General features: G+C 42.9%; 17 protein-coding genes and 1 tRNA gene. 13 read left to right on the plus strand and 5 right to left on the minus strand.

Translation table 11 applies throughout. The annotated features are described in order from the left end of the window. The first annotated feature begins 52 nt into the window (after window positions 1-52). Entirely contained in the window at window positions 53-1,282 is a 1,230-nt protein-coding gene (locus L6773_RS04905) for an aminotransferase class I/II-fold pyridoxal phosphate-dependent enzyme (protein WP_237852739.1), read from the plus strand. A gap of 45 nt (window positions 1,283-1,327) precedes the next feature. Here L6773_RS04905 and L6773_RS04910 read toward each other — a convergent pair whose 3' ends face one another. Continuing rightward, window positions 1,328-1,867, minus strand: a complete 540-nt coding sequence (locus L6773_RS04910; protein ID WP_237852740.1) for an HIRAN domain-containing protein — start codon at window positions 1,865-1,867, stop codon at window positions 1,328-1,330. Between the two features lie 131 nt (window positions 1,868-1,998). On the opposite strand from L6773_RS04910, the gene L6773_RS04915 reads away from it, so the two are divergent. Then, window positions 1,999-3,081, plus strand: coding sequence for a serine hydrolase domain-containing protein (locus L6773_RS04915; protein WP_237852741.1), 1,083 nt, complete (start codon window positions 1,999-2,001; stop codon window positions 3,079-3,081). Between the two features lie 553 nt (window positions 3,082-3,634). Next, window positions 3,635-5,734, plus strand: a complete 2,100-nt coding sequence (locus L6773_RS04920) for a S9 family peptidase (protein WP_237852742.1) — start codon at window positions 3,635-3,637, stop codon at window positions 5,732-5,734. Between the two features lie 258 nt (window positions 5,735-5,992). On the opposite strand, the gene L6773_RS04925 is transcribed toward L6773_RS04920, so the two are convergent. Further along, window positions 5,993-6,244 carry a hypothetical protein gene (locus tag L6773_RS04925; protein WP_237852743.1) on the minus strand — a complete coding sequence of 84 codons (252 nt, stop codon included), beginning with the start codon at window positions 6,242-6,244 and terminating at the stop codon, window positions 5,993-5,995. A 228-nt stretch (window positions 6,245-6,472) separates the two neighbouring features. On the opposite strand from L6773_RS04925, the gene L6773_RS04930 reads away from it, so the two are divergent. The 3 genes from L6773_RS04930 to L6773_RS04940 all read left to right on the plus strand — a co-directional run bounded on the left by L6773_RS04930 (window position 6,473) and on the right by L6773_RS04940 (window position 11,888). Further along, a complete protein-coding gene (locus L6773_RS04930) occupies window positions 6,473-7,513 on the plus strand; it encodes an MBL fold metallo-hydrolase (RefSeq protein WP_237852744.1) in 1,041 nt (346 codons plus the stop codon). 270 nt (window positions 7,514-7,783) lie between these two features. Further along, window positions 7,784-10,831, plus strand: a complete 3,048-nt coding sequence (locus L6773_RS04935) for a PVC-type heme-binding CxxCH protein (protein WP_237852745.1) — start codon at window positions 7,784-7,786, stop codon at window positions 10,829-10,831. A 178-nt stretch (window positions 10,832-11,009) separates the two neighbouring features. Continuing rightward, on the plus strand, window positions 11,010-11,888 hold the full coding sequence (locus L6773_RS04940) for a hydroxypyruvate isomerase family protein (RefSeq protein WP_237852746.1): 879 nt from the start codon (window positions 11,010-11,012) through the stop codon (window positions 11,886-11,888). Window positions 11,889-12,075: 187 nt separating this feature from the next. Here L6773_RS04940 and L6773_RS04945 read toward each other — a convergent pair whose 3' ends face one another. After that, window positions 12,076-13,248 carry an InlB B-repeat-containing protein gene (locus L6773_RS04945; RefSeq protein ID WP_237852747.1) on the minus strand — a complete coding sequence of 391 codons (1,173 nt, stop codon included), beginning with the start codon at window positions 13,246-13,248 and terminating at the stop codon, window positions 12,076-12,078. 266 nt (window positions 13,249-13,514) lie between these two features. Between L6773_RS04945 and L6773_RS04950 the strand changes: the two genes are divergently transcribed. The 3 genes from L6773_RS04950 to L6773_RS04960 all read left to right on the plus strand — a co-directional run bounded on the left by L6773_RS04950 (window position 13,515) and on the right by L6773_RS04960 (window position 16,410). Further along, the gene (locus L6773_RS04950) at window positions 13,515-14,123 is read left to right on the plus strand and encodes a Tll0287-like domain-containing protein (RefSeq protein WP_237852748.1); all 609 of its coding nucleotides are present in this window, start codon (window positions 13,515-13,517) and stop codon (window positions 14,121-14,123) included. Window positions 14,124-14,340: 217 nt separating this feature from the next. Further along, window positions 14,341-15,159, plus strand: a complete 819-nt coding sequence (locus L6773_RS04955) for a hypothetical protein (RefSeq protein ID WP_237852749.1) — start codon at window positions 14,341-14,343, stop codon at window positions 15,157-15,159. A 249-nt stretch (window positions 15,160-15,408) separates the two neighbouring features. After that, window positions 15,409-16,410, plus strand: a complete 1,002-nt coding sequence (locus L6773_RS04960; RefSeq protein ID WP_237852750.1) for a zinc metalloprotease — start codon at window positions 15,409-15,411, stop codon at window positions 16,408-16,410. A gap of 222 nt (window positions 16,411-16,632) precedes the next feature. Here L6773_RS04960 and L6773_RS04965 read toward each other — a convergent pair. Both L6773_RS04965 and L6773_RS04970 read right to left on the minus strand, forming a co-directional pair. After that, window positions 16,633-16,705, minus strand: a tRNA-Met gene (locus tag L6773_RS04965). A gap of 112 nt (window positions 16,706-16,817) precedes the next feature. Further along, on the minus strand, window positions 16,818-17,774 hold the full coding sequence (locus L6773_RS04970) for a sugar phosphate isomerase/epimerase family protein (protein ID WP_237852751.1): 957 nt from the start codon (window positions 17,772-17,774) through the stop codon (window positions 16,818-16,820). A 320-nt stretch (window positions 17,775-18,094) separates the two neighbouring features. Between L6773_RS04970 and rocD the strand changes: the two genes are divergently transcribed. From rocD to L6773_RS04990, 4 genes are all read left to right on the plus strand, one after another. Further along, complete coding sequence (gene rocD, locus L6773_RS04975; protein ID WP_237852752.1) at window positions 18,095-19,372, plus strand: ornithine--oxo-acid transaminase; 1,278 nt, start codon at window positions 18,095-18,097, stop codon at window positions 19,370-19,372. Between the two features lie 198 nt (window positions 19,373-19,570). Then, window positions 19,571-20,914 (plus strand): L-lysine 6-transaminase, encoded by a 1,344-nt coding sequence (lat, locus tag L6773_RS04980; RefSeq protein WP_237852753.1) that lies wholly within the window; start codon window positions 19,571-19,573, stop codon window positions 20,912-20,914. Between the two features lie 23 nt (window positions 20,915-20,937). Next, the gene (locus L6773_RS04985; RefSeq protein ID WP_237852754.1) at window positions 20,938-21,828 is read left to right on the plus strand and encodes a cytochrome c; all 891 of its coding nucleotides are present in this window, start codon (window positions 20,938-20,940) and stop codon (window positions 21,826-21,828) included. A 231-nt stretch (window positions 21,829-22,059) separates the two neighbouring features. Then, window positions 22,060-22,599, plus strand: coding sequence for a carboxymuconolactone decarboxylase family protein (locus tag L6773_RS04990; RefSeq protein WP_237852755.1), 540 nt, complete (start codon window positions 22,060-22,062; stop codon window positions 22,597-22,599). The last annotated feature ends 72 nt before the right edge of the window (window positions 22,600-22,671 follow it).

The following is a 22,671-nucleotide window of genomic DNA, read 5'->3' on the forward strand; positions in this document are numbered from 1 at the left end:
ATAGTATCGCTTACAAATAAACGGGCAAAAAAAATTAGCTTAATCTCTCTTTATGGATCTATTTAAAAAGCTGGAAAACCGTCCAAGTCCTTTAGGTGAGTTTACTTCAGACGGATACGGCTATTACACATTCCCCAAGCTTGAAGGACCTTTGGGGCCCAAAATGAAATTTAATGGTAAAGATGTAGTTGTTTGGAGTATAAACGATTACCTCGGTATCGGTGCGAATCCTGATATCAGGGAAGTTGATCATCAAGCAGCCAAAAAACACACATTCAGCGTACCGATGGGTGCCCGGCTTATGACGGGTAACTCGGATCAACATGAAGCACTTGAAAGAGAGCTGGCTGATTTTGTTCACAAACCTCATGCCCTGCTTCTTAACTACGGCTACCAGGGCATCATGAGTGTAATTCACGCTCTGGTTGATCGAAATGACTTTCTTATTTACGATGAATTAAGCCATGCTTGTATCGTTGACGGGAAACAACTTGCCATGAGTGATAAATCCGTTTATCAGCACAATGACATCGAGAGTCTTGAGAAACAACTGAAAAGGGCTACCTCAAGGTCTAAAGAAAATTCTTCAATCCTTGTTGTTACCGAAGGAGTTTTTGGGATGACCGGTGATCTCGGGAAGCTTAAAGAGATTATAGCGTTGAAGGAAAAATACGACTTCCGTCTACTTGTGGATGATGCTCACGGATTGGGTACTCTTGGTGATGACGGTTCAGGAACCGGAACCCATTTAGGAGTTCAGGATGGTATTGACATCTATTTTGGAACCTTTGCAAAATCAGTTGCGCTTATCGGTGCTTTTGTGGCAACAGAACCGCGTGTAGTGGAGTTTCTTAAAGCGAATGCGCGAAGCCAGATTTTTGCCAAATCCCTCCCGTTGGCTATTGTTGAATCAGCCAGGGAGCGCATAAAGTTGATCAGAGCCAATCCTCAATGGAGAGAGAAATTATGGGAGAATACTCTGAGACTCCGAAATGGCCTGCGAGAAATCGGTTATAATGTATTACCGTCCGAAAGTCCCGTTACACCGGTTCTGACAGAAGGAAGTACTGATCTCTGTACCACAATTATGCGCGAACTCCGTGAAAATCACGGCGTTTTTGTGAGCGGTGTTGCCTACCCGGTTGTACCGCGCGGCATGGTTCTGATTCGGTTGATCCCAATGGCATCTCACACCGACAAACATATCGACAAGACGCTAAATGCTTTTGAAGCGATCAAACCGATAGTTTTTCAGAATGTAAGTGAAAAAATTTCTGCCTGATCTTTCTTTAGGCAATAAAAATTATTCAATTGAATAGTGCTAAAGCTATTTTGGTAGCCTTAGCACTTTAATATTTAGTCCTTTTGTTGGCATATCCCAGCCAGTAACCGAGTTGACAATTGCAAAAAAATCAAAGTCATTCGTTTTTGGACTGATCTCTTTAGCTATGCTTTTTGGTAAGTAACCAACATCAAACCCATCTTTATTAGTTACCATTATAGCGTTAGGATCATGGGGATTATCAGGCTCAGGTATTAAATCTAAAATTTCTCTACTGTTTAGAGTCCGCAATATCTGTTGTCTTGGTTTTCCAGAAATAGAATTATGTGAAACTCCAGCAACTTTTGTGTCAGTTACGACTTCAGCTTTAACAATTGAATCAATATTATATCCTTGATTGTAAGTTAACTTAGTTCGATTAGCTTCAAATTCTTTTTCTTTTTGCTTCTTCTTCTCTCTTTCTTCACGCCTCTTCTCTAATTTTTTTAAAAGATTCTCCTTCTCTTTTAACTCTTTATTTTTTTTAAATGAAAGATATCCCCAAATAATTACTGCTATCAGTATTATACTAATTAAGCTATTCATAATATTTAAATCATCCTTTCTTAACTTCCCTCACAAATTCACAATTCAAAAAAAGAAAATTATAGTTTACTTACATATTATAATTTGAGACTCTGCATCTTTCATGTATGATCAAACAATGAATAATTTTTATGCTATTAAACCATATTAAGGTTCCAATATTCTTCACAACTTTTCTTTTTGTCTTTATTGCTTGCGATAATTCATCAACCGGAAGTAAAGAGGATTCCGGTCCCATCCCCTCCGAAAACCTTGAAGCTGTTCTCTCTTATACAATGGAAAATGAAAATGGCGGACCTAAGGGGCAGACTCTTTTAATTTGGCATGACGGAGAGATTCTCCTTGAAGAGTACAGTGAAAATTTTGACGGCCAACAACTCCACAATATTTGGAGCGGATCAAAAAGTTTTGCCGGGTTGTTGGCTGCCATTGCGGTACAAAATGGACTTTTCACATTTGATACAGCGCTTGGTGAACTGATTCCGGAATGGAACCCTGAAAGCGAACGCGGGAAAATTACCATTCGACAACTACTCAATCTAACCTCCGGAATTGAGACAGCTTCAATTGGAGATACCAATCAAACCGCAGAGGAGTGGTTGGCAGCTGATATGGAATTTGAGACAGGGGCAAAATTCACATACGGCCCCACACCGTTTTACATTTTGTCGTGGATTTTTATGGAGGTTTTTGAAATCAACCCGGTATCGTATTTAAATGATAATTTGTTTTCTCCTCTCGGCCTGGTACGCGGAGATTGGTCGAATGTAGATCTGATCTATCCGAATTTATCATTTGGAGCCAGGTATCCTGCACTCGACTGGCTTCAGGTGGGTATCATGCTGATGAACAAAGGTTCACTAAACGGCAATGTAATCATAGAGGAAAATCTACTTAATGACCTTTTAACCCCGAGTGAAACGAATCCCGGTTATGGAATTACATTCTGGTTAAATACACCTGTTGGGCAACAAAAACGATCAGCATTATCATTACCCGGGCATGCAAAATCCCAAAGCACCAGCAAGATGATATCAGATCTCATGCCGGACGACCTCTTTATGATGTCGGGGGCATTTGGGCAAAAGCTCTACATATGCCCTTCACTGAACCTTGTCATCGTAAGATACGGTGTTTTTTTAGTCGGCGGCATCAGTGATGAACAGTTCTTTTTGAGATTAATGGAGGGAGTGGATCAAAATACTTTAGAATAAAGAATTCTGAACAAGGAATAACGAATCTCGAAAATTCTGAATTTTGAATTTTGTCTGCTCCCGAAAGTTTTCGGTTCAACTCTCGTTTTGAAGGTCTTCCTTCGAAATGCTCACCTGAAGCTCCGCTTCTACTCCTTTGGGTCTAAAAACTTGACAATGGTCATTCCCATTACCCCTCGACAAACATTTTGCTTTTATCTCACTCCTCAACTCGGGGTTTTTATATTTTGACTTTTATAACCCAGGGTTACGCTCGTTTTACTCGCTTACACTGGGCTATTTTATTTAACTCCTTCGGAGTTTTTATAAATTGCTGAAACTTCACTGTTTACTGCTTGTTGATCACTGAATAACTGCAAATCACTTGATTCAAACTCAGAATCCCGTTATCGTGTCAACAAAATAAAACAGTCGAAGACATTGTATTTTTTCTTATCACTACAATCTATTGCAATAGGCAAACTGTAATTTGCTGTTTCTGAGCATATAGCCAGCGCTAAAAATACAATGTCTCACACTCATCCGATGACTCTATAATCTAGAACTATATCTCATGCGACGTTTTTTATTTTCTTTGATCCTGCTTTTTGGTTTTACTTCACAGGGTGTTTTTTCACAAAATGTCCCAACCGACCTTACTCTCAAGAAAATTTTTCTTGAACCAATGATCCCCGGAATTCGCCCCGATTTGGAATTTGTTTCCGGAGATCAATCCAAAATCTTTTTTGAGTGGAATGATTCATCCTACTACGAAACCGGTTTGTATTCTGTAGACTTGTATGGAGACAATCTTGAAGATGTAGACGATGATGAAGTATACGAGCCCATACACTCACCGGACGGGTCAAAAATGGCCTACATAAAAAATGATGACATCTATGTTGCTGATGCAGATGGATCGAGTGAGCAATTAGTTGTACAATCACAGGAAAGTGAATCCGACCTGAACTGGTCACCCAATAGCGAAAAGCTTGCGTTTGTGATGGACGGCAATGTGTGGGTCACAAACGTTCAATCCCCGGCAATTCAGCAAGTGACGAAAAAAGAAACAGACGCACCTGATTTTAATATTTACGAGTGGGTGGGTAACGATCAACTTGTTGTTGGCCAGGCTGACTATTCGGATGCCCGAACCATCTATTTCCCTGAATATGTGGATACGTTTGTGGAACCGGGTGGTGATGTGCGAGGTATCCCCGAGACATCTGTTTTTGTCGCTTCTCTTGATACGACTGCTCTTGATACACTCGAAACCGGTACTCATCGATCAACCTACAGTACATCTAAAGATGGCCGATACGTTGCAATTGATTGGGCAGATGCACCGTTAAAGCATCGAAAAATCATAGTTCATGATCTGCAGGAAGGTTCAAGAATTGTTGCTTTCGAGGATTCAACAGACGGATGGATCACGGATAGCTCTACTGAACGCGAAATGGCATTTTCACCTGAGGATGACCGGCTTTTCTTTTTATCTGAACAAGTCGGGTGGAATCACATCTATACAGTACATGCCGATGGATCAAATCTCACACAGCATACGGATGGCGATTATTACGTACCCTGGGCGAGCTGGATTGATGATGAAACCATCGTATTTGCCAGTAACGAAGAAGATTATGGCGTCCGACAGATCTATACTTTAAATGTTGAAAACAGTGATGTTACGCAACTGACTGAAGAAACAGCTTATCGATATGAATTTGAACTGACACCGGATCGATCGAACCTGATCTATGCAAAAACATTTTTTAATCGACCCTATGATCTGTACCGGCTCAACCTCGAAGATGCGGATGAAGAGATCCAACTGACAAACTCAGTCCCCGAACGTTTTTACGATTACGACTGGCAGCGCGAGGAGTATGTTCGGTTTACGGGTCGCGATGGTGAAACGGAATTATCGGCTTCACTGCTCTATCCTCAAGATTATGATGAAAGCCGGGAATACCCGGTTGTAGTGTTTGTTCACGGTGCCGGATCGCTACAGAATGTGTACCAGGGATGGTCTGAAAATTACTGGCGCGAATACATGTTCAACCAGTTATTGAACAAGCATGGGTATATCGTACTGGAAGTGGATTATCGCCACAGTCTCGGGTACGGACGCGATTTTCGTGAGGATGTAACCAACTGGATGGGCAAGTACGAAACACAGGATATCGTCGACGGACTCGATTGGGCTGAAGAGCACACCGGCGGAGCACTGGACCTGGACCGTGTTGGAATATACGGCGGAAGCTACGGCGGATTTATGGCACTATACGCCCTCACCGCTGCTCCAGAACGGTTCGATGCCGGTGCCGCACTTCGAAAAGTAACCAACTGGCGAAATTACTATTACGCCAATCCATGGTATACCCTTCCGCGTCTAGGTGATCCGGAAGAAGTTCCCGAGCACTACGACCGAAGCTCTCCTCTCACCTACGCCGAGGAATTAGAGCACCCCGTTTTGCTTCTTCATGGACTTGAAGATGACAACGTCGGGTTCCAGGATGCCATGCAATACACCGAGAAACTGATCCAATCCGGCCACGAAGAGTTCGACCTGATGGTCTACCCTTCTGAACCGCACAGCTTCACCGATGCAGATTCCTGGTATGATGAGTATCGACGGATTTTTGAGTTTTTTGAGGAGGAGCTTAAGGAGTAAAACGGTAGACGGTAGACGGTAGACGGTAGACGGTAGACGGTAGACGGTAGACGGTAGACGGTAGACGAATGTAAAAAGAAAATGGCGCAAGCGTCCCGCTTGTGCCATCTATTCGCAAAGATAATAGAATATTTAACTTCTCAATGTTTAAATACTATTCATCAATTTTTGGTGGAGAAATTGGAGCCGTAAAATAACATCTAATCGATTGGCAATATTGATGTGTGTGTAGCGAGTATCTTAAATGAGCTATGACTGTTAAGATTGCTCTTTAAGAACCCACAATCCCTCTGGATATGTTTCTTCCGAGTGAATGACTCCCCGGTCTCGCAACCGTCTGCCGATCCAGGTAAAATCATATTGCCAGCTCCTGAAATGCCTTCCTGAGGCGTGCAGTTCTTTTTTGTGCTTCTTCCATGTTCGTTTAGCAACCTCTATCATGGATGCTCGTCCACCGAGATCGTGTAATGCTTCAATCGCCCATTGATCGAGATCGTTTTTATCAGCCATCGTCATTAGATTCAATTATCTCTTGCGTGAATCAGATTTTGTACCCAACAGATTATAAACAGAACATTATATCCACACAAATTTTGATCTATGCTGACTTTCAGCCAAGAAATATGCGATTCAGACACTTTGTGATTTCACTCTTCGACATTCATTCATCAGTCCCGTAAAAATCTTATTATTCGACCTCAATTTTAAAACTCAGCTTAAATCTTAGTGAAAAAATTAATGCTCTGGATACTCAGCCTGCTCGTAATTATTGCTTTAGGAATATCTTTTTTGGGCTGGTGGTTTTCCACACCTGGATATGACGGCCCCTCATCCGACCACTTCAACGGTACAACGTTCGAAAATATCAGCGACGTTGAAGCAAAAGGTTTTTTTGATTTGATAAAATGGTCATTCAGTCGAGATGAAGGTGAGTGGGCGAAACTGACTGATGAGGATGTGTCATTTGCTGAAAAACCCTCTCCAACCGTTGACAATTCTCTCGCAATCACATTTGTGAATCACGCTACATTCCTTATTCAAACCAATGAACTCAATATTCTAACCGACCCGGTATGGAGTGATCGTGTGAGTCCCCTGAGTTTTGCCGGTCCTGAACGAATGCGCCCACCCGGCCTTAAGTTTGAGGATCTCCCTGAAATCGATATCGTACTTATCAGCCACAATCACTACGACCATCTGGATATTGAAACTCTTAAAAAACTCGATTCGGTGTATTCACCTGAATTCATCGTTCCGCTTGGTGTGGATCTATACCTGAACCGGGAAGGGATCTCCAACACAACTTCTTTGGATTGGTGGGAGGCAAAGCCTGCATCTGAATCCATAAGTATTACCTCGGTTCCCGCTCAACACTTTTCAGCACGCGGACTTTTTGATCGAAATAAAACACTCTGGGCCGGGTACGTCCTGGAGACAGGTTATGGAAATGTATATTTTGCCGGAGATACCGGTTATGGTGACTTTTTCAAAGAGATTGGAGAGAAATTCAATTCCATCACTGTTGGGCTGATTCCGATTGGAGCGTATAAACCTGAATGGTTTATGGGACCCATTCACGTCAACCCCGAAGAGGCGATCCAGGCTCATAAAGACCTGAATGCTGAAATCAGTTTTGGAATGCATTTCGGAACTTTTCCACTCGCCGATGACGGCATGAAAGAACCGATCAATGATTTTACCGAAGCGATGCAAAAGCCTGAAAACACGGGGGTAAATTTTAAATTATTAACGGAGGGGGATTCGTTCGTGTTACAGTAATTCAGGAGAGAACATGTTTTAGCCGTGTATTGATAAAAGATATTCTAAATCTGAACTAAAGACACCGAAAGTTGTCTGATTTTTCGTCTGCTGAATCCACTTCAGCTACCGAATTCGTGTTATGGGATGAAACTCGGCAGCCCAAAAACCCACTGTTAACTGTTTACGGAGAACTGCTAACTGTTCACTGCCCGCCTGATTCCCCTTTTGCGAATAAAAGTTTTTCAATTACATTGTCCCTGATGTCTACTAAAGCATGATAGATTTTGTATGAACAATTTTCTGAAAAAATTAACACCTGCTGCAATCGCAGCTGTTTCCCTACTTCTCCCTCTCTCGTTTTCAGGATGTTCTCAGCAACAGCAACCAAATTATAATGAACTCACCGACGAGCAGAAACGAAGTGCGGAATATGCTCTCGCCGGTTTAGAAACACGTAATGGATTGGAAACCACGCTTTTCGCCGCGGAGGATATGCTGGTCAACCCCACCAATATGGATGTGGATGCGGAAGGCCGCGTTTGGGTAACAGAAGGCTACAACTATCGATCGAATCTTAATCCTGAAAATCCTACTAAAGAAGACGGTGACAGAATCGTGATTCTTGAAGACACGGATGGCGACAACAAAGCGGATACCAGTCAAGTGTTTTACCAGGGGAATGACATCAATGCAGCACTGGGAATTATGGTGCTGGATAACCGGGTGTTCATCTCACGAAGTCCGCACATTTTTGTGTTTACGGATACCGATGGAGACGACAAAGCCGATCAAAAAGAGATTCTTTTCAGTGGAATTGAAGGTGTACAGGATGATCACGGCGTTCATGCAGCTATGTTTGGCCCCGACGGCAAACTCTATTTCAACATGGGAAATCAAGGAAAAGTTATCCGGGATGCTGAGGGAAATATCATCGAAGATATTTTTGGGAATGAAGTAAAAACGGACGGAAATCCTTTCCGGCAGGGATTGGTATTCAGAAGTAATTTGGACGGAACTGAGTTTGAGGTGTTAGGCCATAATTTCAGAAATAATTACGAAGTTACGGTCGATTCATACGGCACTGTTTGGCAATCCGATAATGATGATGACGGAAATCGCAGTGTACGCATCAACTACGTGATGGAGTATGGAAACTATGGCTATACGGATGAACGTACAGGTGCCGGTTGGCGTGCGCGCCGTACCAATATGCCTGATGATATCCCCTCGCGTCACTGGTATCAGAACAGCCCGGGTGTGGTCCCGAATTTACTTCAGACCGGGGCGGGATCCCCCACGGGAATCGTTTTATATGAAGGTGATTTGCTCCCTGAACTCTTTCACAACGCGATGATTCACGCCGATGCCGGGCCAAATATTATCCGTTCCTATCCAACCCAAAAAGATGGCGCTGGATTTACAGCCACCATCGAAAATATCCTGGAAGGTGAACAAGATCAGTGGTTTCGGCCATCAGATGTGACAGTAGCGTCGGATGGTTCCATTTTTGTATCGGATTGGTACGATCCCGGAGTTGGAGGCCACCGGATGGGCGATCAGCAGCGGGGACGAATTTTCCGAATTGCTCCTGAGGATACACCTTACAAAGTTCCGGAATTTGATTTGAGTTCACCTGAGGGGGCTGTCGAAGCGCTTAAAAATCCCAACCTGAGTTTACGGGCTCGGGCTTGGTTAAAACTTCACGATTGGGGCATGGATGCCGAAGAAGCATTGATTGAACTTTGGGAATCCGACAATCCGAGGTATCGTGCACGGGCGCTTTGGCTTTTAAGCAAGCTTGAATCAAATGGCACCGAGTATGTTGATGAGGCACTGCAAGATGATAATGAAGATATTCGAATCGCAGGGTTTCGAGCTGCTCGGCAGTTGAAGGTCGATATAATTCCTTATGGAAAACAGCTATCTGATGACCCCTCACCTCAAGTACGTCGCGAGGTAGCCATTGCCCTACACAGAAACAACTCTCCGCAAGCTGCTGAATTATGGGCACAACTTGCTGTACAACATGATGGGAATGACCGATGGTATCTTGAAGCGTTGGGAATTGGGGCGGCCACTCAATGGGATTCGCATTTCGATGCCTGGCTAAATGAAGTTGACGGCAATTGGAATACACCCGGCGGACGTGATATTGTTTGGCGTTCACGGGTGAATACGTCCATCCCAATACTGGGTGAAATGATTAAAGATCCTGAGACTGCATTGGATGAAAAACTCCGCTACTTTCGTGCTTTCGACTTTCATACCTCTTCACAAAAACAGGATGAATTGATCAGCATTCTGCAAACGGACCTGCCAAATCAAGATCAGATCGATTTACTGGCACTCAATCATTTGAGTCCGTCAGCATTAGAATCACCCATTGTTCAGGAAAAACTTGAGGATGCGATGGCTTCCGTCCGGGGTACCCAAGAGTATCTCGATCTGGTTGAAAAATTTGAATTGGAAACACAACATGATGAACTGCTCCGGCTTATGACCACTTATCCCGACAGCAGTCTTGGAATCAGGGCAGCAAGTTTATCCCTTCAAAATAATGGAACGGAAGTTATCAATGCAGTTTTGCAGGGTGATGATCCGGGTAGGAAAGAAACTGTGATTGAAGTTCTCGGATATGCCCAATCGTCTCGATCCCTTGAGACACTTCGGGAGTTTATGATGAATGAGGATAATGATCCGGAGATGAGGCAAAGTGCAGTTTTAGCTTTTGGGTCAGGATGGGGTGGCGAGCAACAACTTTTCGAGATGGTCAATAATGACGAAATTCCAGAACCTTTAAAATTAGCCGTTGGCCAGGCACTCGCCGATTCCTGGCGGGGTGACGTGCAAACCCTAGGTAATGATCTGATTGGAGAAACAGCCGTTGAAAATGAACTGCCTCCCATCGCTGATTTGGCTTCGAAGGTTGGTGATTCACAAACTGGCCGGGAAGTTTTTGCCACATCTTGCCAAATCTGTCACCAGGTGAACGGAGAAGGAATTAATTTTGGGCCAGCATTAACAGAAATTGGCTCAAAACTCCCAAAAGAGGGATTGTACGATGCAATTATAAACCCCAATGCGGGTATCAATTTTGGATATGAAGGTTATATTATAACGATGAAGGATGGCTCGCAAACAGCTGGGATCATCCAGAGTGAAACTGAAACTGAATTAACCTTATTGATGAATGGCGGATACACGTCTATCATCAATAAATCAGAAATTGCCAGCCGGGAAGAGATGGAACAATCACTGATGCCGGAAAATTTACACGCTCAAATGACCCGGCAGGAGTTAGTGGACCTGGTTGAGTATTTAACGACTTTGGAATAGATTTCCCCCCTTCGAAGGGGGAATGTGAGTTCGATCCGATTTATCGGAATCGAATCGAACTCGGGGGATGTACCGTCATTTTGACTTTTTACTTCCCTTAATCCTGCTTACGCCCCGACGTATCGAGGGCAGGCAGCAGGGAAACCAATTGCGACAACATCAAAATAAACCAAAACACATGACCATAACACGACGCAATGCCATCACAAAAATGGGAGCTGCTGCCGGTTCAACCGCACTGGCAGCATGGCTCGGAAGCCTTGAAAAATTGAACAACTCATTACCCCAAGACCTGAAAGGACGTGTAAAGCACTCTGCTTGCAGATGGTGCTATAACGATATTCCCCTGGAAGATTTGGCAAAGGGAGTCAGCGAAATAGGAATGCACTCTATCGAGCTGATTGGACCCGGCGAGTGGGAATTAGTAAAAGAATATGGCCTCACCTGTGCGATGCCCTGGGGAGCAGGGAATGGTATTGAAGAGGGGTTTAATGAACCGAGTTTGCACGACGAACTTCTGGCAAGTTATGAGGAAGTGATTCCGCAAGTTGCCGAGGCCGGACTGGATAAAATTATCTGTTTTTCCGGAAATAGAAACGGTATGGATGATCAAACCGGACTCGAAAACTGTGCAGCGGGGTTACAGCGGTTAATGAGTACGGCCGAAGAATATGATGTTACGGTATGCATGGAACTTCTAAACAGCAAAGTGAATCACCCAGACTATATGTGTGACCATACAGAATGGGGTGTAAGGCTTGCAGATCGTGTTGGTTCCGATCATTTTAAACTTTTGTATGACATCTATCACATGCAGATTATGGAAGGAGATGTGATCCGAACCATTCGGGATAATCATCAGTACATTGCACACTATCACACGGGCGGTGTACCCGGCAGAAATGAGATTGATGAAACCCAAGAGCTCTACTACCCGGCCATCATCGAAGCAATCCTGGAAACGGGATATGAAGGGTTTATCGGCCAGGAGTTTATTCCAACCTGGGATGACAAACTCGCAGCCCTGAAATCAGGTGTTGAAATCTGTGATGTCTAGGACAGGTTTTAAAATTTAGTCTACAAGATGAAATGGCGCAAGAGTCCTTGGTCGACGAAGCTTTAGCGTAGTCGATTCGCTTGTGCCTGAATTTTTCTGATTTACCGTTGTTCACAAAGGTTATATGGCCTGACAGATGTCGCTCAAACACGCTGCCAGGCCATTTATCAACCTCTCTCTTTATTCCTTAATCAATATTCAATTGAATCGACGTTCCGGTGCCAACCTGGTTCATTGGAGAGTACTGTTTCTTGGCACTGACGGAGGGTTCTCCGATCACATAAGTTTTCATGTACGTATTGCCTTCATACTCAAACTCCCATACCAACGACCAATCCTGGAATGTTTCCGCATCCGTCGTTTCACCTTCGAAGGTCCCCTGGAATGGGTATTGTGTTCTTGGTTCTAACGGAGCAATACCTTCAAAATCAAAAACTCCTACTACATCATCGCTCTCATCAAGGACTGCAGTTTCAATTAAGGTTATTTGGTTTAGAAGGAAGTTTGTGATATTCATTTCGAACCGTACAACATTGCCGTCTTCCTCCACAATCTCGGTTGTTTCAAAAATAAACGCGTCTTCAACCGAACTAAAAAATGCGGTAATATCCAGGTCTTCCGTAATTTGATATTCAAAATCCATCTCAAGCATCTGGAAAGTTCCGGATTCATTAAACCATCCAAGGAACTCATTGCCAGGATCGGGGTCGGCCTCAAATTGCACAGTCTCGTTGTATTCATACATTTCCTTATCCGGATCTATAGAGACATCTCCCGGTCCTTCGGCTCGAATATCAACCGTAAATTCACTCACCTCAAAAACAGCCGTTACTTCCTTTGGTCCGTCAACGGTTACCTCTACAGGGTTTTCCATACTTTCAACAGCTCCCTCCCACCGGGCAAATTCATTTCCCGTCTCTGAGTTGGCCAATAATTGTACAATTGTGCCATGCTCATAATCTGTCATTTTTGCCTGAACGATGGTCTCTGTTACAGTCCCCTCACCCTGAATATTGACCGTAAGCGGGTACTGCTGTTTTACAAACCGGGCATTGACCGATTTGTCCGAATCCATCATGACCATCACCGGGTTTTGTGCTCCGGTTTGATCTCCCTCCCAGCCATCGAATACCCAATTTTCGTTGGCAGTAGCCCGGAGTTGGACTTCGTCTCCATCCTTAAATTCACCTGAAGCCGGGCTCACCGTTCCACCCGCTGCTGGAGTACTTGAGGTTGTTAATTGATACGTCGGTTTACTTTCCGTACCGCATGAGAGTGTAGCAGTAAGAAGAGCTGATATAATTAGCGAATAATAAACAACACGGCATATTGAAAAGGGTGTTTGGATTTGATCCGGCATAGCATTTCCGTTTGAAGGTTTCGGGATATACTATGCTATGCACCATTTGGTGTTAGATTGGATCATCAACCCAAAGAATATTTTTGATAGTGAATTATGTGAAAAATCGATAACGGAAAAGCCTTGATTATGCTTTCAAACACCAATTAGGCCTTCTTATCAGGCATTCCACTACTTTAATACTCAAAGATTTTACTTATCATAATGATCTACAAACAGAATTTTTTTTATCGCACTATAAATCAAGAATCAAAGAGTTTCCCGGTATGAATAGCCATTTTCTAAGACTTCTACTCCTTTCAATTGTAATCTCAGCTTCATCTTTTGGCTGCCAAAACAGAGAATCAAGTTCAGAGAAAACCTTAAGTAAAGAAGATCTCTCCGCTTATAAACAAAAAGGGGGTGAGTTCGTTGAGGCAACCCAAAAAGTGCTGGCATCCAATTTAGTTGGAGCCATACAGGAAAAGGGAACTGAGGGAGCCCTTGAGTTTTGTAATATTCAGGCGATTCCTCTCACCGATAGCATGGCAGTAGAATTGCAAGCACACATAAAAAGAGTGACAGACCAACCTAGAAATCCGGATAATTTAGCAAACGAATCGGAGTTGGAATATATCCGATCTGCCAAATCAGATCTCAGTGAGGGTAATGAAGTGACTCCGGCCATACATTACGCCAATGGAAAAGTTGTTGGGTATTATCCCATCATCACAAATCAACTATGCATGCAGTGTCATGGCAATGAGAATTCACAAATTAATCAAGCGACTCTTGAACAGATCAAAACTCTTTACCCGGATGATCAGGCTACCGGTTATGATGTTGGTGAATTGCGAGGGATTTGGGTTGTAGAGATGGAGGAGCAGTCAGAGTAAATTCAAAATGCACCTAATAATATTTTGAAAAGATAAAAAGCTCAAACCAATTTAGCATGGTTAACGTAAGTTTTATTAGACTTGACATTAACTTCAAATAGAACTAAATAGCAATTGCTTCATTAATAGGGACTAATATAAACAGACGAGTTACGACTCCATTAAACAGAAACCGCATGTAAGCTTGTCGATGCATGTATAAACGAATGGAGAAAATATGTCTTTAAAACAAGTAACTAATCTACTCTTTATCCTTTGTATTTCCCTGGGATTATCACTCTTCTTATCCAATTATTCATACGGTCAGGATAGTGATGATCAACTTTATCTGATCTTTGAATTTATGGAAGTGGATAATGAACAAGAAACCGCCTACGCAGAAACAGAAGAATTTTGGAGCAAGGTACACCAGGAACGTGTTAATGCCGGTGAAATCGTTGGTTGGGATTTATGGTCATTGCGACCCGGCGGGGAAAACCAGGGAGCTCAATATCTAACCGTGACACTTTTCAATGATCCTGTTCAAATGATGCAACCAATGAACTGGATGGAGCATTTTAGTAATGCATACCCCGATATGAGTGACGAAGAGTTATCGGCTGAATTAGAGAGAGGTGCAGCAAGCCGTGATTTAGCTTACAGGTATTATATCCAGCAAGTTGCATACACAGATTCGGACTATGAGATGGGTATTGGCACAATTGCACAATTAGATTTAATGAAAGTTAAGTTTGACAGTGTAACAAGCTATGGTGATTATGAGAACACCGAAATAGAAGTCTTTATGCCGATTCACCAGGAGATGGTAGATAACGGTGAAAAAGAGAGCTGGAGTCTTGTACGGGTAATGAACCCGATTGGCAATGATACCTTCTTTAGTCACATGACGATCAGTTTCTTTCAAGATTGGGAACAATATTACTCATCGGGCATGTCAGCAAATTCTCTTTCTGAGCAACTAATGGTTCAACAGGGATTAGAAACCCGTACGATGGAATGGGTGTACCTGGCTACATTAATAGATATGGTACGATAACCACATTTTTTTGAATTATATATCAAAAAGGCTCAAGTGCATAAGCAATTGAGCCTTTTCGTTTTCTGGTATATGAGTTCCCATATTATTGATATCACTGAAATACCAATTCTAATATCTAATGATTAAATAATCCTAATATTTGATCGAAAAGTACAATACTCCATTACTTATTTAATCGATTATGTGCGTACAATCGGGTAATTCAATTCCCGATTTAACATTAATCATTAACATAGGAATAATTGTATGAAAAAATATTCAATTTACGCCTTAGCTGTTGCATTGGCTACGTTACTAGTTATCACAGGATGTGATAGTCAGTTGACAGAAAATAGTGAGACTACTGATAATCAAACACTTGCCTATCAGGGATCCATGGATGCCAACTCGGATCAGTCGGATTTTATTGAATTTAGTATCGAAGAGATCATGAATTCATTGAACGACAAATTGGCAGCTGAAGGGCTTAACTACAGGGTACGGATGGCCGAATACATCACGGCTGAGGGAAGCGGGGAAGCTGGTAATACCGTTTTTGCCAAAGATGTAGGCAATAAACAGCTAGGAACTGACTTCGTCCCCAATGATGCACGCAGAACCTGGAGTAATCCGGGTGCACCGGGTGATACCGATGATATAACGTATGCGATTGATCAAACTCCCGGACCTGCGGGAAGTACACCATTTTTGGGGGGACTTTCCGGTACTGATGCAACTGCCGCTATCCAACGAGCAATGGGAACCTGGGATGCTCAAACTTGCTCTGATCTATCTTTGACAGAGATTTCAACTGGCATAGACATTAGTGCTACACTATTTTTCTTTTCCGGTGGATTTATTGGAAATCCCACTGTAGTTGCAGATATACAACATGCGGGCTTTAATGTTAATTGGGGCAATAATATTCTTGGAGTCGCATTTTCTTTTGTATTTGTCGGACCCAATGGCCCAACAGATGTGGATAATAATGGGAAGACAGATAAAGCATTCACTGAAATTTATTACGGTCCGTTTTTCCCTTGGGCTGATGATGGCACAAATCCTGACCTCGAAACTGTTGCCCTGCATGAAGCTGGTCATGGCCTAAGCCAAGCTCATTTTGGACAAATATTTGTCACAAAAAGCGGCAAGTTCAAAGTCGCTCCTCTGGCCGTTATGAACGCCGGTTATACTCAGGTCCAACGAGATCTGAAAGGCACTGACAAAGGCGGACACTGCAGCAACTGGGCAGAATGGCCAAATAATTAAATTTAGCAAGCTTAAAATTTAGGGAAACCTAGACAGCTGGGTTTCCCTTTTTCATTATGAGATGTCATCCGAGAGTCAAGATCAGAAGTGTAACCGATAAAAATTCTTATCATAATCAGGTGAATAGAGTGTATAAACCGTGTAAATCATAATCCCTCTTGATGGATTTGTTAGCAAAATAAATAAGGCCCAACTGCGTGAGCAATTGAGCCTTTTTTTTAGTGGCGGGGGCAGGATTTGAACCTGCGACCTTCGGGTTATGAGCCCGACGAGCTACCAGCTGCTCCACCCCGCGATGTGTTTTCAATAAGACTTTAAAGTTAAGGGGAATCTGATTCGAATGCAATCAAAATAGAACATAAATTTTCTATTTTTTAACACTACTCACTACTCTAACACAGATTGCATTAGGCCTCCCATGTAAATGCTTCTCGAATGCGTTCAAGACTTTTGGGTATGGCTGTCATAGGATCTTCTTTTCCTTCAAATTCGATGGAAACATACCCCTCATAGCCGACATTATGAAAAATTTTCGCGACCTCGTCGTAGTCAATGTCCAGTGTGTACCACGTTCCGCCGCCGTAATAGGTTTTCGCCTGGATCAGTACGGTCTCAGGGGCCATCATCTCCAGTTGTTCTCGACGGCGCTCAAGGAAATTGCCGGTATCTGTTGTTGCTCTCAGCCAGGGCGAATCGATAGCATCTACAATTCTGAGTACACCTTCGGCAGTTCGTCCGAGTCCCCAGTGATTTTCCAGACCTAGCGTTACACCACACTTTTCGGCGGTAGGGATACACTGTTCAATCGCATCAATCACCCATTCAAATCCCTCGTCTTCCGTATATCCTTCGAGCACCGGTTCGATCCCTTTATTGGCCATCAATTCATCGAACGAATCAATCGTACCCCATCGGCCCGTGTTCAATCGCATGGTGGGAATACCCAAGTTGTAGGCCAACTCGATTTGGTGAATTGTTTTATCCACTTCCTCTTGCCTTTTATCCCTATCCGGGTATACAAATCCCTGGTGGGTGGAAAAACCCATTAAGTCTAAACCTGCGTGAAACGCTTGCTGCTTCAATTTCTGCAGGTAACTGTTCTCTTCGGATTCCATTTGAATGAGCAGAAGTTCAATCCCGTCAAATCCCATCGCAGCTGCCTGGTCGATACAGTATTCAATAGGTGTCTCCTCTTTCGGTCCATCAAATCGCCAAAATGAGTAGGTAGAGACCCCTATCGGGTTTCTTTTTACACTCGAGGATGTTTCATCTGAATTTCCTTTTGCTAAACCGGGAATGAGTCCCGCGGCCGGTAGTGCGAGTAGTGATTTTTTCAGAAATGATCTTCGATTTTGCATTGTCATAGGATGAAGTTTTAGTTAGAAGTCACAGAAATGTAGTAAAAAATCTGTAGGGATGGAGTTGATTTCAGGATGGTATCATTTCAATTTTCGGCCGAGAGCTTTCTATCTGTTTAGCATGAACGGAGAACCCGGACGACTTTGACTGGAACTCTCCCGATGGCTGTTGGGATCATCCTCTGTAAGGTCACTTTATTTCTTCTCACAATGACCAAATCAATTGCGCTAATTCTCATCCAAATAATCTGAAAATTAGTATCGAACACTGCATGTTAAATTAGTATCTTTATAGTTTGTTATTACTTAATAATGCATTTATACCTATGATTTCTTCAAAAGAAGCGATAACTCTCGAAGAAAATTACGGAGCTCATAACTACCATCCCCTGCCGGTTGTTCTTGCAAAAGGCCGGGGTGTATATGTGTGGGACCCAGAGGGAAATCAATATTTCGACTTTCTTTCCGCCTACTCTGCCGTAAACCAGGGGCATTGTCATCCCAGGATCATAGGTGCACTCAAAGACCAGGCAGATACTCTTACTCTAACCTCCCGGGCATTTTATAATAATAGACTTGGCGAATTTGAGAAGTATGTCACGGAGCTGTTTGGGTTTGATAAAGTTCTTCCCATGAACACAGGAGCCGAGGCCGTTGAAACTGCAATAAAGATATGCCGGAAATGGGGTTATGAAGTCAAAGGGATATCGCCGAATAAAGCCAAAATTGCGGTTTGCAGTAACAATTTTCACGGGCGTACCACAACGATCATTTCATTCTCTAATAACCCGGAGGCTAATACAAATTTTGGGCCTTACACTCCCGGATTTCTTAAGGTTGAATACAATAACCTTGAACAACTGGAATTGGTACTTCAAGATGATTCTGTAGCAGGCTTTTTGGTTGAACCCATACAGGGCGAAGCCGGAGTCATGGTACCCGATGATGACTATATTGAAAAGGCTAAAGCGCTTTGCGAGTTAAATAATGTTCTTTTTATAGCCGATGAAATTCAAACGGGAATTGCCCGAACCGGCAGCCTTCTTGCCGTCTGTGGGGATTGTAATTGTAAACAAAAATGCGAAAGACAACCCTCAACCTACATAAAACCGGATATTTTGGTACTTGGTAAAGCGCTTTCCGGCGGTGTTTATCCTGTCTCGGCTGTTTTGGCTGATAAAGAGGTTATGAATGTAATTAAACCGGGACAGCACGGATCCACATTTGGAGGAAATCCTTTGGCTGCCAGGGTTGCAGTGGAGGCTCTCAAAGTTGTCCAGGATGAAGACCTGATGAGCAATGCAAAGCAGCTCGGAAAGCTTTTCAGAGATGAGATGAATAATTTAAAGCAAGAATGCGACCTGATAAAAGAAGTTCGCGGAAAAGGCTTATTGAATGCCATCGAAATTAACGATAGTCCGGAGAGCTCCACTGCATGGAATATCTGTGTTCGGTTGAAAGAGAATGGACTGCTTGCAAAACCAACGCATGGTAATATTATTCGGTTTGCACCCCCGTTGGTTATGACGAGGGAACAACTTGATGAGTGTGTTGATATCATAAAGAAAACTGTACTTGAATTTGCCGGGCAAGAACATCTCTAAGCTTGCCGGATCGAAATTCAACTAGTTCTTTTATAGTTTTCCAAAAGCAACATACATTTTGTGTTGATGATCACTTAAGTTACACTTGAACCTCTAAAGTATCATCAGATTCCACTTATCCTATCGTTGTAAATGGACAGTGGAATTTCTTATTCTATCTGCAGACGCTCAAAAGAGAATCTAATTTATTATTGGAGTATGAAACATCACATAGACCCAAAAAATGTTCGGTCTACCCTAAATAAACATATCCTGGCTGATGGTTACGAAATTGTATTAGACCTTCAAAAAAGTAAGGGAGCCTATCTACACGATTCTGTTTCGGGAAAAAAGTATCTCGATTTTTTCACCTTTTTTGCCTCTAATCCACTTGGCATGAATCATGACCAACTTGCAGGTGATCCTGATTTTGTGAATAAACTTGGTGAGGTTGCTATCAACAAACCTTCCAATTCTGATATCTATACGGAGGAGATGGCTCAATTTGTGGATACATTTTCGAGAGTGGGAATTCCTGAATACATGCCCTATGCGTTTTTTGTATCCGGAGGAGCATTAGCTGTAGAAAATGCTCTGAAAGTAGCGTTCGACTGGAAGGTTCAGAAAAATTTCGAAAAAGGGTATACGGAAGAAAAAGGTCACAAAGTCCTGCATCTTGAAAAAGCGTTTCACGGGCGAAGCGGCTATACAATGTCTCTTACCAATACCGATCCAAATAAAACAAAATACTTCCCAAAATTTGACTGGCCACGGATACCCAACCCATCTGTAGAATATCCGCTTAATGAAACACGAAATGCACTTGTTCAGGAGAAAGAGCAGGTGGCGTTAAACCAGGCTCGTAATTACTTTGAGATGCATCCTGATGAAATTGCATGTATTATCCTCGAACCGATCCAGGGGGAAGGAGGGGATAACCATTTCAGGCCTGAATTTCACCAGGGGTTACGAGACCTCGCAGATGAATTTGAAGCTCTCCTGATCTATGATGAGGTACAAACCGGAGTAGGACTGACAGGAAAGTTCTGGGCTCATGAATACTATGTAAAACCGGATATTCTTGCCTTTGGAAAAAAGGCACAAGTATGCGGAATACTGGCAACAAATAGAGTTGATGATATCGATACAAACGTCTTTCACGTATCCTCGCGAATCAATTCAACATGGGGTGGAAACCTGGTAGATATGGTTCGGTTCGATCGAATACTTGAAGTTATAGAGGAGGATCAACTTGTAAGAAACGCATCAACAATGGGAGGTTATCTTCATGAGAATCTCAACAATTTGGCCGAAGAGTATGAAGAAATCTCCAACCCTCGCGGCAAAGGTTTATTTTGTGCGATCGATCTGCCAGACAAAGAATCTCGTGATGCACTTAAAAAAGAATGCCTGAAGAATCAGCTTATGATTCTTGGCTGCGGTACTAAAACCCTGCGTTTTCGGCCACCTCTTACTATTCAAAAAGAGCATATTGATGAGGGAATTGGTATCTTAAGAGAAAGTCTTAAAGCTATATTGGATAAGAAAACTGCCAAGCTTTAAGCTGTTGAGAAACATCGACGTATATGCCTGATTCACAAGAGAAACAGACATCTTTTCCTATTCAGCTCGTTGCAATTCCGGCAACCGTTATTGTTCTAATCTTTACAGTTATTTACCTGCATACGGAATCAGATCGTCAGCGAACTTATCCACTGACTGAGTACGATATCGATATTCCGAATGATTCTCTGTCTGTTGAACACGGCAGAAGAATTTTTACCATTCGGGGATGTGTGGACTGCCATGGGGATAACGCTGGAGGAAAAATCGTAGAATCAGGTGTTCTTACGGGTACAATCGTTGCTCCGAATTTAACGACCGGAAACGGAAGTGCACTTGAAGGATACACCGGTGAGGATATTGTGCGGGTAATCCGCGAAGGCGTAAAACCAAATGGACAATCTGTTGTATTGATGCCTTCCCACAAGTTTCGCGTAATACATAAGCGAGATATTGAATCATTGGTAGCTTATTTAAGGCATTTACCTCCTGTAAACAGAGATCTGCCTGCAACCCGTTTGAACTTCCCTATTCGGTTCTACTATTTCCTGAACAGGGAGTTGGGTTTGTTTCCCGCCAATCTGATACAAAGGCCGGTGGAATTTCCTCAAATTGACTCTACCGATGTTTACGAAAAAGGCCGCTACCTTGCCAGTTCATGCGTGGGTTGCCATGGGCATCATTTGGAAGGAGGCCCTGTTCCGGGAGCTCCACCCTATTGGCCTGAGGCACCGGATCTCACCGCATCGGGGCCCTTGGGCGATTGGACTAAAGACCAATTCAAAACAGCGATGAAAAACGGGGTCACACCCGATGGGCGCCATCTCGACGAGCAGTACATGCCATGGCCTGCATTTGGCCAACTTACCGATGAAGAGTTCGATCTGATCTGGAATTACCTTCAAACCCTTTAGCTTTCATAATTGAACGTCAGCTTGATACAAGTTTATTGAAAATCTTCATTTTGAGTCTGCATTGTCGGCAGACAGGCGAAGTTCCGGTCGCTTTTGGTCGGGGCAGGCTCAATGCGACGAATTCAATCATTTAATTCATCATTATCTCGAACTGACGGTAATTTATTTGATTGGAAACTCTTAATTACGTTTCTTGCTTCTAAATAACATGTCACGAACAAGTTACGAACCATGGCTTATATTGATCTTAAAAATAATCTTCCGGGAATTATCGGTTTGATGAAATACCGGCCTGAAACTGCAAAACCCCTCAACGAATTAGCAGAAATACTTTTAAGGGGCCCTTCTACACTGTCTTCGGCAGAGCGGGAGATGATAGCATCTTATGTATCTCATCAAAATGAATGTCATTTTTGCCACTCTTCTCATGGAGCGGCGGCTGCACATCACCTTGACGGAAATCTTGATCTGCTTGATGACATCAAGAAAAACTTCCGGAATACGGAGATCTCACCCAAACTCCGAATGCTGCTGAATATTGCTAAAAAGGTACAAATACTGGGAAATAAAGTATCCGAAAAGGATATTGAAGAAGCCAAAGCCAAAGGAGCAACCGACAGGGAAATTCATGATACAGTTTTAATTGCTGCTGCATTCTGTATGTACAACCGCTACGTAGACGGACTCGGAACATGGGCTCCTGAAGAAAAGGATGCCTACAATGAAACCGGCAAAATGCTTGCAAAAGAGGGTTATTTGGATTCTATATAAATATGAGTTAAAAGTATTTGGACCCTTGTATCTTTAAATTCTTGTTATTACTATCGCTCTAATTCTATTGGT

Origin of the sequence: Rhodohalobacter sulfatireducens (genome assembly GCF_022012475.1) — a bacterium.
Taxonomy (GTDB): Bacteria; Bacteroidota; Rhodothermia; order Balneolales; family Balneolaceae; genus Rhodohalobacter; species Rhodohalobacter sulfatireducens.